Source organism: Burkholderia ubonensis (assembly GCF_001718695.1).
GTDB lineage: Bacteria > Pseudomonadota > Gammaproteobacteria > Burkholderiales > Burkholderiaceae > Burkholderia > Burkholderia ubonensis_B.
Genome location: NZ_CP013420.1, coordinates 2192056 through 2204485, shown reverse-complemented (window position 1 = coordinate 2204485; position 12430 = coordinate 2192056). Strand labels below are relative to the sequence as shown.

8 protein-coding genes and 1 tRNA gene are annotated in these 12430 nt (G+C 62.0%); all 9 read left to right on the top strand.

Annotated elements, in window-relative coordinates; genetic code table 11:
* Positions 1–29: 29 nt before the first annotated feature.
* The 9 genes from WJ35_RS10125 to rpoC all read left to right on the top strand — a co-directional run bounded on the left by WJ35_RS10125 (position 30) and on the right by rpoC (position 12362).
* A tRNA-Trp gene (locus tag WJ35_RS10125) sits at positions 30–105 on the top strand.
* A 43-nt stretch (positions 106–148) separates the two neighbouring features.
* A complete protein-coding gene (secE, locus tag WJ35_RS10120; RefSeq protein WP_060234175.1) occupies positions 149–529 on the top strand; it encodes a preprotein translocase subunit SecE in 381 nt (126 codons plus the stop codon).
* A gap of 1 nt (position 530) precedes the next feature.
* Complete coding sequence (gene nusG / locus WJ35_RS10115) at positions 531–1088, top strand: transcription termination/antitermination protein NusG (protein ID WP_006765424.1); 558 nt, start codon at positions 531–533, stop codon at positions 1086–1088.
* Between the two features lie 141 nt (positions 1089–1229).
* A complete protein-coding gene (gene rplK, locus WJ35_RS10110) occupies positions 1230–1661 on the top strand; it encodes a 50S ribosomal protein L11 (RefSeq protein WP_006400671.1) in 432 nt (143 codons plus the stop codon).
* A complete protein-coding gene (gene rplA / locus WJ35_RS10105) occupies positions 1662–2360 on the top strand; it encodes a 50S ribosomal protein L1 (RefSeq protein ID WP_010092953.1) in 699 nt (232 codons plus the stop codon).
* A 308-nt stretch (positions 2361–2668) separates the two neighbouring features.
* Positions 2669–3166, top strand: coding sequence for a 50S ribosomal protein L10 (gene rplJ / locus WJ35_RS10100; RefSeq protein ID WP_010092952.1), 498 nt, complete (start codon positions 2669–2671; stop codon positions 3164–3166).
* 72 nt (positions 3167–3238) lie between these two features.
* Positions 3239–3616 carry a 50S ribosomal protein L7/L12 gene (gene rplL / locus WJ35_RS10095; protein WP_069239105.1) on the top strand — a complete coding sequence of 126 codons (378 nt, stop codon included), beginning with the start codon at positions 3239–3241 and terminating at the stop codon, positions 3614–3616.
* 367 nt (positions 3617–3983) lie between these two features.
* The gene (rpoB, locus tag WJ35_RS10090; protein WP_010092950.1) at positions 3984–8090 is read left to right on the top strand and encodes a DNA-directed RNA polymerase subunit beta; all 4107 of its coding nucleotides are present in this window, start codon (positions 3984–3986) and stop codon (positions 8088–8090) included.
* 21 nt (positions 8091–8111) lie between these two features.
* On the top strand, positions 8112–12362 hold the full coding sequence (gene rpoC / locus WJ35_RS10085; protein WP_069239104.1) for a DNA-directed RNA polymerase subunit beta': 4251 nt from the start codon (positions 8112–8114) through the stop codon (positions 12360–12362).
* The last annotated feature ends 68 nt before the right edge of the window (positions 12363–12430 follow it).

Genomic DNA, 12430 nt, shown 5'->3' with positions numbered 1-12430 from the left:
GCTGGCATCGGCCAGTCCCAACATGGTCTAGGGGTATAGCTCAACTGGCAGAGCGTCGGTCTCCAAAACCGAAGGTTGGGGGTTCGATTCCCTCTGCCCCTGCCAAAAAATCGCCACGTGTCCTACGTGGCATTTGTTTTAAGGTGTTATGGCGAATCCATCCGTCGAAACTGTAAATACCTCCGGCGATAAGCTGATGCTGGCCCTGGGCGTATTGTTGGTCTTGGCCGGATTCGTGGGCTTCTTCTGGCTGGGCGGTCAGGAGTGGTATATCCGCGGTGTCGCATTGGCGGTAGGGTTGATCGCCGGCGTGGCCGTCGGTCTGATGTCGGCGCCTGGCAAGAGCCTGATCGCATTTGCCAAGGATTCGTACAAGGAAGTCCGGAAGGTCGTTTGGCCCACCCGCAAGGAAGCAACGCAAACCACGCTCGTCGTGTTCGGTTTCGTGCTCGTGATGGCGATTTTCCTCTGGTTGAGCGACAAGTCCATCGAGTGGGTGATTTTCTCGGTGATTCTGGGTTGGAAATGATATGAGCGATACTCCGGCATCCCCGAGCGGAAAGCGTTGGTACGTTGTGCACGCCTACTCCGGCATGGAGAAGAGCGTGCAACGCGCGCTTCAGGAGCGCATTGAACGTGCCGGCATGCAGGACAAATTCGGTCAGATCCTGGTTCCGACCGAAGAAGTGGTCGAAGTCAAGGGTGGCCACAAGGCAGTGACGGAGCGTCGTTTCTTCCCCGGCTACGTGCTGGTGGAAATGGAAATGACGGACGAAACGTGGCACCTCGTGAAGAATACCGCGAAGGTCACCGGTTTCGTCGGCGGTGCGCGTAACCGCCCGACGCCGATTTCCCCCAAGGAAGTCGAGAAGATCATGTCGCAGATGCAGGAAGGCGTGGAAAAGCCGCGCCCGAAGACCCTGTTCGAGGTCGGCGAGATGGTTCGGGTCAAGGAAGGCCCGTTCACGGATTTCAATGGCACCGTCGAAGAAGTGAACTACGAAAAGTCGCGTGTGCGTGTGTCGGTCACCATCTTCGGTCGCGCTACTCCGGTCGAACTCGAGTTCGGCCAGGTCGAAAAAGTTTGATCCCGATTCGGTGGGCAGCCTCGGCTGCCCACCTTCGCGCTTACGGCCCGCGTCATGGCTGTTGAGGAGCGTCAGTAGCCGAGCGGCGAACGCGCGTTATCACTCACCGAACGCCGCTTGGCGTTCCAACGAGGTTTTCAAATGGCAAAGAAGATTGTCGGCTTTATCAAGCTGCAGATCCCTGCAGGTAAAGCCAACCCGTCGCCGCCGGTCGGTCCGGCACTGGGCCAGCGCGGCCTGAACATCATGGAGTTCTGCAAGGCGTTCAACGCGCAGACTCAAGGCATGGAGCCGGGTCTGCCGGTGCCGGTGGTCATCACGGCATACGCTGACAAGAGCTTCACGTTCGTGATGAAGACGCCGCCGGCGACCGTCCTGATCAAGAAGGCGGCGAAGGTGGACAAGGGCTCGAGCAAGCCGCACACCGACAAGGTCGGTTCGATCACGCGCGCTCAAGCCGAAGAAATCGCGAAGACCAAGATGCCGGACCTCACGGCAGCTGATCTGGACGCAGCCGTTCGCACCATCGCTGGTAGCGCACGCTCGATGGGCATCACCGTGGAGGGTGTGTAAATGGCTAAGATCTCCAAGCGCCGTCAGGCATTTGCCGCCAAGGTCGACCGTCAGAAGCTGTACGCGATCGAAGACGCACTCGCACTCGTGAAGGAATGCGCGAGCGCGAAGTTCAACGAGTCGATCGACGTCGCAGTCCAGCTCGGCATCGATGCGAAGAAGTCGGACCAGGTTGTTCGTGGTTCGGTCGTTCTGCCGGCAGGTACGGGCAAGTCGGTTCGCGTTGCCGTGTTCGCGCAAGGCGAGAAGGCCGAGCAGGCACGAGCAGCAGGCGCGGAAATCGTCGGTATGGAAGACCTGGCTGAGCAGATCAAGGCTGGCCAGATGGATTTCGACATCGTGATCGCTTCGCCGGACACGATGCGCATCGTCGGTACGCTGGGCCAGATCCTCGGCCCGCGCGGCCTGATGCCGAACCCGAAGGTCGGCACCGTGACGCCGGACGTCGCGACCGCCGTCAAGAACGCGAAGGCTGGCCAGGTCCAGTTCCGCGTCGACAAGGCCGGTATCATCCACGCAACGATCGGCCGTGCATCGTTCGAGTCGACCGCGCTGCGCACCAACCTGTCGGCGCTGATCGAAGCGCTGCAGAAGGCGAAGCCGGCAACGAGCAAGGGCGTGTACCTGCGCAAGATCGCACTGTCGAGCACGATGGGCGTCGGCGTGCGTGTCGACCAGGCTTCGCTGGCCGCGCAGTAAGCAAGAATTCGGGCCGCTTCGCGCGTTGCGTAGCGGCCCTAAAGGGCTTTGGGCGGTTGTCCGTGCAGTAGGCGGGCAACCGGTTATCAAAGACCGTTGGTGGGAGCGCAGCAGTCGGGTGATCCCTTAATTCAAGCCAACGCAGATGGCGAACCCGAAAAAGTTTTGTAGTGGTGAAGCCGCAGGCCGCGAAGCGATTCGCGGCGTGAGGTGGAAATACTCCTAACGAGTCGGACGCCGTTGTTGAACGAGGTACGTGAGGTTTCGCCATATCGGCAAGCCGAACGTATCGTTTCTGGAGGCTAACCGTGCCGCTTAATAGAGAAGACAAGCAAGCCGTCGTCGCTGAGGTTGCCGCGCAAGTCGCGAAGGCCCAGACCGTTGTGCTGGCTGAGTATCGTGGAATTGCGGTTGGCGATCTGACCACGCTGCGCGCGAAAGCGCGTGAGCAGAAGGTTTACCTGCGCGTTCTGAAGAACACGCTGGCGCGCCGCGCCGTTGAAGGTACGCCGTTTGCTCCGCTGGCAGAGCAGATGACTGGCCCCCTGATCTACGGCATCTCGGAAGATGCAATTGCTGCTGCGAAGGTCGTCAACGACTTCAGCAAGAGCAATGACAAGTTGGTCATCAAGGCTGGTTCGTTCGATGGCAAGGTGATGGACAAGGCTGGCGTGCAAGCGCTGGCAAGCATCCCGAGCCGTGAAGAACTGCTCTCGAAGCTGCTGTTCGTTATGCAATCGCCTGTTTCCGGCTTTGCGCGCGCTCTGGCCGCGCTGGCTGAGAAGAAGCAAGCCGAAGCTGCGTAATCACTACGCGCGAACGCACATCAGCGTCACTGATCGCTGGCTGTATCCGTATTCAATTTAGGAGTATTTCAAATGGCAATCGCAAAAGAAGACATCCTGGCAGCAGTCGAAGGGATGACCGTTCTGGAACTGAACGAACTGGTCAAGGCATTCGAAGAGAAGTTTGGCGTGTCGGCAGCTGCTGTTGCAGTCGCTGGCCCGGCAGGCGGCGGCGGCGCTGCTGCTGCTGCTGAAGAGAAGACCGAGTTCACGGTCGTCCTGGCTGAAGCAGGCAGCAACAAGGTTTCGGTCATCAAGGCAGTTCGCGAACTGACGGGCCTGGGCCTGAAGGAAGCGAAGGACCTGGTTGACGGCGCACCGAAGCCCGTCAAGGAAGGCGTGGACAAGGCTGCTGCTGAAGAAGCCAAGAAGAAGCTGGAAGAAGCAGGCGCGAAGGTCGAAGTCAAGTAAGTTCCGACGCGCTGTGCGAAGGCTGGCGGTATTTCCACCGCCGGCCTTTTTGTGCTTTGTGGGGACGTTATTCTGGCACTCTTTCGGGAGCCCGAATAAACGCCCCCAGAAGCCAAAGATAACCGCCAAATCGTCGTGATTGGCGTTTCTCTTTGTCTTCTGAAGCGACTGCAGAAGGCAAGTTTGGTCGGGTAGCGGGCAACACAGGCATCCGCTGCCGTCAGCCAGCGGTTGGTAGCGGCCAACCACCAAGCTTCTCGGCTCGTTCAAGCCGTCGGACGGCCATCGGGTCTCAGTCGGTGAACACTCGGGTTTGACACGTCCAGGTATTCCGCCTCGATAGCACCCGCCGTGATTCGGAGATCGTATGCAATATTCCTTCACCGAGAAGAAGCGCATTCGCAAGAGTTTCGCGAAGCGCCCCATCGTTCACCAAGTTCCTTTCCTGCTGGCCACCCAGCTTGAATCATTCAGCACGTTTCTGCAAGCGGATGTGCTGACGGCGCAACGCAAGCCCGAGGGTTTGCAGGCCGCTTTCACATCCGTGTTTCCCATTGTTTCGCACAATGGCTTCGCGCGTCTCGAGTTCGTGAGCTACGCGCTGTCCTCGCCGGCGTTCAACATCAAGGAATGCCAACAGCGGGGCCTGACGTACTGTTCCGCGCTGCGCGCGAAGGTGCGTCTCGTCATCCTCGACAAGGAATCGCCGAACAAGCCGGTCGTCAAGGAAGTGAAGGAGCAGGAAGTGTACATGGGCGAAATTCCGCTCATGACGCCGACGGGCTCGTTCGTCATCAACGGCACCGAGCGTGTAATCGTCTCGCAGCTGCACCGTTCGCCGGGCGTGTTCTTCGAACACGACAAGGGCAAGACGCACAGCTCGGGCAAGCTGCTGTTCTCGGCACGGATCATTCCGTACCGCGGCTCGTGGCTCGACTTCGAATTCGATCCGAAGGACATCCTGTACTTCCGCGTCGACCGTCGCCGCAAGATGCCGGTCACGATCCTGCTGAAGGCGATCGGCCTCACGCCGGAACAGATCCTCGCGAACTTCTTCGTGTTCGACAACTTCACGCTGATGGACGAAGGCGCGCAACTCGAGTTCGTGCCGGAGCGTCTGCGCGGTGAAGTCGCGCGTTTCGACATCACGGATCGCGACGGCAAGGTCATCGTCCAGAAGGACAAGCGGATCAACGCGAAGCACATTCGCGATCTCGAGGCCGCGAAGACCAAGTTCATCTCGGTGCCGGAAGACTACCTGCTCGGCCGCGTGCTGGCGAAGAACGTCGTCGACGGCGACACCGGCGAAGTGATCGCGAACGCGAACGACGAAGTCACGGAAAGCGTGCTCGAGAAGCTGCGCGAAGCGGGCATCAAGGACATCCAGACGCTCTACACGAACGACCTGGATCAGGGCCCGTACATCTCGTCGACGCTGCGTGTCGACGAAACGACCGACAAGACGGCCGCGCGCATCGCGATCTATCGCATGATGCGTCCGGGCGAGCCGCCGACCGAAGAAGCGGTCGAGGCGCTGTTCAACCGCCTGTTCTACAGCGAAGAAGCGTACGACCTGTCGAAGGTCGGCCGCATGAAGTTCAACCGCCGCGTCGGCCGTGACGAAATCGTCGGCCCGATGACGCTGCAGGACGACGACATCCTCGCGACGATCAAGATCCTCGTCGAGCTGCGCAACGGCAAGGGCGAAGTGGACGACATCGACCACCTCGGCAACCGCCGCGTGCGTTGCGTCGGCGAACTGGCGGAAAACCAGTTCCGCGCCGGTCTCGTGCGTGTCGAGCGCGCGGTCAAGGAACGCCTCGGCCAGGCCGAAAGCGAAAACCTGATGCCGCACGACCTGATCAACTCGAAGCCGATTTCGTCGGCGATCCGCGAGTTCTTCGGCTCGTCGCAGCTGTCGCAGTTCATGGACCAGACCAACCCGCTGTCGGAAATCACGCACAAGCGCCGTGTTTCCGCACTGGGCCCGGGCGGTCTGACGCGCGAGCGTGCAGGCTTCGAAGTCCGCGACGTGCACCCGACCCACTACGGCCGCGTGTGCCCGATCGAAACGCCGGAAGGTCCGAACATCGGCCTGATCAACTCGCTCGCTCTGTACGCGCACCTGAACGAGTACGGTTTCCTCGAGACGCCGTACCGCAAGGTCGTGGACGGCAAGGTGACCGACCAGATCGACTACCTGTCGGCGATCGAGGAAGGCCGCTACATGATCGCGCAGGCGAACGCCGCGATCGACGAGAACGGCACGCTGATCGACGAACTCGTGTCGTCGCGTGAAGCCGGCGAAACGATGATGGTCACGCCGGACCGCATCCAGTACATGGACGTCGCGCCGTCGCAGATCGTGTCGGTCGCAGCCTCGCTGATTCCGTTCCTCGAGCACGATGACGCGAACCGTGCACTGATGGGCTCGAACATGCAGCGTCAGGCCGTGCCGTGTCTGCGTCCGGAGAAGCCGGTCGTCGGTACGGGCATCGAGCGCACTTGCGCGGTCGACTCGGGCACGACGGTTCAGGCGTTCCGCGGCGGCGTCGTCGACTATGTCGACGCGGGCCGTATCGTGATTCGCGTGAACGACGACGAAGCGGTCGCGGGTGAAGTCGGTGTCGACATCTACAACCTGATCAAGTACACGCGTTCAAACCAGAACACGAACATCAACCAGCGTCCGATCGTGAAGATGGGCGACAAGGTCTCGCGCGGCGACGTGCTGGCCGACGGCGCCTCGACGGACCTGGGCGAGCTCGCGCTCGGCCAGAACATGCTGATCGCGTTCATGCCGTGGAACGGCTACAACTTCGAGGATTCGATCCTGATCTCGGAGAAGGTCGTGGCCGACGATCGCTACACGTCGATCCACATCGAAGAGCTGAACGTCGTTGCACGCGACACGAAGCTCGGGCCGGAAGAAATCACGCGCGACATCTCGAACCTGGCGGAAGTCCAGCTCGGCCGTCTCGACGAATCGGGCATCGTGTACATCGGTGCAGAAGTCGAAGCGGGCGACGTGCTGGTCGGCAAGGTCACGCCGAAGGGCGAGACCCAGCTGACGCCGGAAGAGAAGCTGCTGCGCGCGATCTTCGGCGAGAAGGCGTCGGACGTGAAGGACACGTCGCTGCGCGTGCCGTCGGGCATGAGCGGCACGGTGATCGACGTCCAGGTCTTCACGCGTGAAGGCATCCAGCGCGACAAGCGTGCGCAACAGATCATCGACGACGAACTGAAGCGCTACCGCCTCGACCTGAACGACCAGCTGCGCATCGTGGAAGGCGACGCGTTCCAGCGTCTCGCGCGCATGCTCGTCGGCAAGGTCGCGAACGGCGGTCCGAAGAAGCTCGCGAAGGGCACGAAGATCGACCAGGCTTACCTGGAAGACCTCGACCATTACCACTGGTTCGACATCCGTCTGGCGGACGACGAGGCCGCGGCGCAGCTCGAAGCGATCAAGAACTCGATCGAAGAGAAGCGTCACCAGTTCGACCTCGCGTTCGAAGAGAAGCGCAAGAAGCTCACGCAAGGCGACGAACTGCCGCCGGGCGTGCTGAAGATGGTCAAGGTGTACCTCGCGGTGAAGCGCCGCCTGCAGCCTGGCGACAAGATGGCGGGCCGTCACGGCAACAAGGGTGTCGTGTCGAAGATCGTCCCGATCGAAGACATGCCGTACATGGCCGACGGCCGTCCGGCAGACGTCGTGCTGAACCCGCTCGGCGTGCCGTCGCGGATGAACGTGGGTCAGGTTCTGGAAGTGCACCTCGGCTGGGCCGCGAAGGGCCTCGGCTGGCGTATCGGCGAAATGCTGCAGCGCCAGGCGAAGATCGAGGAACTGCGCGCGTTCCTGACGAAGATCTACAACGAGTCGGGCCGCCAGGAAGATCTGGAAAGCTTCACCGACGACGAGATCCTCGAACTCGCGAAGAACCTGCGCGAAGGCGTGCCGTTCGCGACGCCGGTGTTCGACGGTGCGACCGAGGAAGAAATGGGCAAGATGCTCGACCTCGCGTTCCCGGACGACATCGCGGAACAGCTCGGCATGAACCCGTCGAAGAACCAGGTCCGTCTGTACGACGGCCGCACGGGCGAAATGTTCGAACGTCGCGTGACGCTCGGCTACATGCACTACCTGAAGCTGCACCACCTGGTCGACGACAAGATGCACGCGCGTTCGACGGGCCCGTACTCGCTCGTCACGCAGCAGCCGCTGGGCGGCAAGGCGCAGTTCGGTGGCCAGCGTTTCGGTGAAATGGAAGTGTGGGCGCTCGAAGCGTACGGCGCATCGTACGTGCTGCAGGAAATGCTGACGGTGAAGTCGGACGACGTGACCGGCCGGACCAAGGTGTACGAGAACCTGGTCAAGGGCGATCACGTGATCGATGCAGGCATGCCGGAATCCTTCAACGTGCTGGTGAAGGAAATCCGCTCGCTCGGTATCGACATCGATCTCGACCGCAATTAATCGGACTACGGAGAGAAAGCAATGAAAGCTCTGCTCGATCTATTCAAGCAAGTCCAACAGGAAGAAGTTTTCGACGCGATCAAGATCGGTCTGGCCTCGCCGGACAAGATCCGCTCGTGGTCGTTCGGCGAAGTGAAGAAGCCGGAGACCATCAACTACCGTACGTTCAAGCCGGAACGCGATGGTCTGTTCTGCGCGAAGATCTTCGGGCCGATCAAGGACTACGAGTGCCTGTGCGGCAAGTACAAGCGCCTGAAGCACCGCGGCGTGATCTGCGAGAAGTGCGGCGTCGAAGTGACGCTGGCGAAGGTGCGTCGCGAACGCATGGGCCACATCGAGCTGGCCTCGCCGGTCGCGCACATCTGGTTCCTGAAGTCGCTGCCGTCGCGTCTGGGCATGGTGCTCGACATGACGCTGCGCGACATCGAGCGCGTGCTGTACTTCGAAGCGTACGTGGTGATCGAACCGGGCATGACGCCGCTGAAGGCGCGGCAGATCATGACCGAAGAGGATTACTACAACAAGGTCGAGGAATACGGCGACGAATTCCGTGCCGAGATGGGCGCGGAAGGCGTGCGTGAGCTGCTGCGCGCGATCAACATCGACGAGCAGGTCGAGACGCTGCGCACCGAGCTGAAGAACACCGGCTCGGAAGCGAAGATCAAGAAGTACGCGAAGCGCCTGAAGGTCCTCGAGGCATTCCAGCGCTCGGGCATCAAGCCCGAGTGGATGATCCTCGAAGTGCTGCCGGTGCTGCCGCCGGAACTGCGTCCGCTCGTGCCGCTGGACGGCGGCCGTTTCGCGACGTCGGACCTGAACGACCTGTACCGCCGCGTGATCAACCGTAACAACCGGTTGAAGCGTCTGCTCGAGCTGAAGGCGCCGGAAATCATCGTCCGCAACGAAAAGCGGATGCTGCAGGAAGCCGTCGATTCGCTGCTCGACAACGGCCGCCGCGGCAAGGCGATGACGGGCGCGAACAAGCGTCCGCTGAAGTCGCTCGCCGACATGATCAAGGGCAAGGGCGGTCGCTTCCGTCAGAACCTGCTGGGCAAGCGCGTCGACTACTCGGGCCGTTCGGTCATCGTGGTCGGCCCGACGCTGAAGCTGCACCAGTGCGGCCTGCCGAAGCTGATGGCGCTCGAGCTGTTCAAGCCGTTCATCTTCAACAAGCTGGAAGTGATGGGGGTAGCTACGACCATCAAGGCTGCGAAGAAGGAAGTCGAGAACCAGACGCCGGTGGTGTGGGACATCCTCGAAGAGGTGATCCGCGAGCACCCGGTGATGCTGAACCGTGCGCCGACGCTGCACCGTCTCGGCATCCAGGCGTTCGAGCCGGTGCTGATCGAAGGCAAGGCGATCCAGCTGCACCCGCTCGTCTGCGCGGCGTTCAACGCCGACTTCGACGGTGACCAGATGGCCGTTCACGTGCCGCTGTCGCTCGAAGCGCAGATGGAAGCGCGCACGCTGATGCTTGCGTCGAACAACGTGCTGTTCCCGGCCAACGGCGATCCGTCGATCGTGCCGTCGCAGGATATCGTGCTGGGTCTGTACTACGCGACCCGCGAGGCGATCAACGCGAAGGGCGAGGGCCTGTCGTTCACCGGCGTGTCGGAAGTGCTGCGCGCGTACGAGAACAAGGAAGTCGAGCTCGCATCGCGCGTCAACGTGCGGATCACCGAAATGGTCCACAACGAGGACAAGTCGGAAGGCGCGCCGGCGTTCGTGCCGAAGATCACGCTGTACGCGACGACCGTCGGCCGCGCGATCCTGTCGGAGATCCTGCCGCACGGCCTGCCGTTCTCGGTGCTGAACAAGCCGCTGAAGAAGAAGGAAATCTCGCGCCTGATCAACACGGCGTTCCGCAAGTGCGGGCTGCGCGCGACGGTGGTGTTCGCCGATCAGCTGATGCAGTCGGGCTTCCGTCTCGCGACGCGCGCCGGCATCTCGATCTGCGTGGACGACATGCTCGTGCCGCCGCAGAAGGAAACGATCGTCGGCGACGCCGCGAAGAAGGTGAAGGAGTACGACCGCCAGTACATGTCGGGTCTCGTCACCGCGCAGGAACGCTACAACAACGTGGTCGACATCTGGTCGGCGACGTCGGAAGCGGTCGGCAAGGCGATGATGGAGCAGCTGTCGACGGAGCCGGTGACGGACCGCGACGGCAACGAGACGCGCCAGGAATCGTTCAACTCGATCTACATGATGGCCGACTCGGGCGCCCGGGGTTCGGCGGTGCAGATTCGTCAGCTGGCCGGTATGCGCGGCCTGATGGCGAAGCCGGACGGCTCGATTATCGAGACGCCGATTACCGCGAACTTCCGCGAAGGCCTGAACGTGCTGCAGTACTTCATCTCGACCCACGGTGCACGTAAGGGTCTGGCTGATACGGCACTGAAGACCGCGAACTCGGGTTACCTGACGCGTCGTCTGGTCGACGTCACGCAGGATCTGGTCGTGGTCGAGGACGATTGCGGCACGTCGAACGGCGTCGCGATGAAGGCGCTGGTCGAAGGCGGTGAAGTCGTCGAAGCGCTGCGCGACCGTATCCTCGGCCGCGTCGCGGTGGCGGACGTCGTCAATCCGGAAACGCAGGAAACGCTGTACGAATCGGGCACGCTGCTCGACGAAACCGCGGTGGAAGACATCGAGCGCCTCGGCATCGACGAGGTGCGCGTGCGCACGCCGCTGACCTGCGAAACGCGTTACGGCCTGTGCGCGGCCTGCTATGGCCGCGACCTCGGCCGCGGCTCGCTCGTGAACGTCGGCGAAGCGGTCGGCGTGATCGCGGCACAGTCGATCGGCGAACCGGGCACGCAGCTGACGATGCGTACGTTCCACATCGGTGGTGCGGCATCGCGTGCGGCAGTGGCGTCGTCGGTGGAAGCGAAGAGCAACGGTATCGTGCGCTTCACGGCCACGATGCGTTACGTGACGAACGCGAAGGGCGAGCAGATCGTCATCTCCCGTTCGGGCGAGGCGCTGATCACCGACGATATCGGCCGCGAGCGCGAGCGTCACAAGATCCCGTACGGCGCGACGCTGCTGCAGCTCGACGGCGCGGCGATCAAGGCCGGCACGCAGCTGGCGACGTGGGACCCGATGACGCGTCCGATCATCACCGAGTACGGCGGTACGGTGAAGTTCGAGAACGTCGAGGAAGGCGTGACGGTCGCGAAGCAGATCGACGACGTGACCGGTCTGTCGACCCTCGTCGTGATCGACGTGAAGCGCCGCGGTTCGCAGGCGTCGAAGAGCGTGCGTCCGCAGGTGAAGCTGCTTGACGCGAACGGCGACGAAGTGAAGATCCCGGGCACGGAGCACGCGGTGCAGATCGGCTTCCAGGTCGGCGCGCTGATCACCGTGAAGGACGGCCAGCAGGTGCAGGTGGGTGAAGTGCTCGCACGTATCCCGACCGAAGCGCAGAAGACGCGTGACATTACCGGCGGTCTGCCGCGGGTGGCGGAACTGTTCGAAGCGCGTTCGCCGAAGGATGCGGGCATCCTCGCGGAAGTCACCGGCACGACGTCGTTCGGCAAGGACACGAAGGGCAAGCAGCGTCTCGTCATCACGGATCTCGAGGGCAACCAGCACGAGTTCCTGATCGCGAAGGAAAAGCAGGTGCTGGTCCACGACGCCCAGGTCGTCAACAAGGGCGAAATGATCGTGGACGGCCCGGCCGATCCGCACGACATCCTGCGTCTGCAGGGTATCGAGGCGCTGTCGCGCTACATCGTCGACGAAGTGCAGGACGTGTACCGTCTGCAGGGCGTGAAGATCAACGACAAGCACATCGAGGTGATCGTTCGCCAGATGCTGCGTCGTGTGCAGATCACCGACAACGGTGATACGCGCTTCATCCCGGGCGAGCAGGTCGAGCGTTCGGACATGCTGGACGAGAACGACCGCATGATCGCCGAAGGCAAGCGTCCGGCGTCGTACGACAACGTGCTCCTCGGTATCACGAAGGCGTCGCTGTCGACCGACTCGTTCATCTCCGCGGCATCGTTCCAGGAAACGACCCGCGTGCTGACCGAAGCGGCGATCATGGGCAAGCGCGACGATCTGCGCGGCCTGAAGGAAAACGTGATCGTCGGCCGTCTGATCCCGGCCGGTACCGGTCTCGCGTTCCACAAGGCGCGCAAGGCGAAGGAGTCGTCGGATCGCGAGCGTTTCGACCAGATCGCAGCGGAAGAGGCGTTCGACTTCGGCACGCCGAGCACGCCTGCTGCTGCGGAAGAGCCGCAACAGCATCCGGCAGCCGAGTAAGCGCGGGCGGCGCAAGCCGCCTCGCTACGCTGTCGCTGAAACCGCCCAGTTTCGACTGGGCGGTTTTT

What these genes read in the sequence shown, in the direction of transcription:
- secE (WP_060234175.1), top strand. Translation starts at nt 149, where the DNA reads ATGGCGAATCCATCCGTCGAAACTGTAAATACCTCCGGCGATAAGCTG.
- nusG (WP_006765424.1), top strand. Translation starts at nt 531, where the DNA reads ATGAGCGATACTCCGGCATCCCCGAGCGGAAAGCGTTGGTACGTTGTG.
- rplK (WP_006400671.1), top strand. Translation starts at nt 1,230, where the DNA reads ATGGCAAAGAAGATTGTCGGCTTTATCAAGCTGCAGATCCCTGCAGGT.
- rplA (WP_010092953.1), top strand. Translation starts at nt 1,662, where the DNA reads ATGGCTAAGATCTCCAAGCGCCGTCAGGCATTTGCCGCCAAGGTCGAC.
- rplL (WP_069239105.1), top strand. Translation starts at nt 3,239, where the DNA reads ATGGCAATCGCAAAAGAAGACATCCTGGCAGCAGTCGAAGGGATGACC.
- rpoB (WP_010092950.1), top strand. Translation starts at nt 3,984, where the DNA reads ATGCAATATTCCTTCACCGAGAAGAAGCGCATTCGCAAGAGTTTCGCG.
- rpoC (WP_069239104.1), top strand. Translation starts at nt 8,112, where the DNA reads ATGAAAGCTCTGCTCGATCTATTCAAGCAAGTCCAACAGGAAGAAGTT.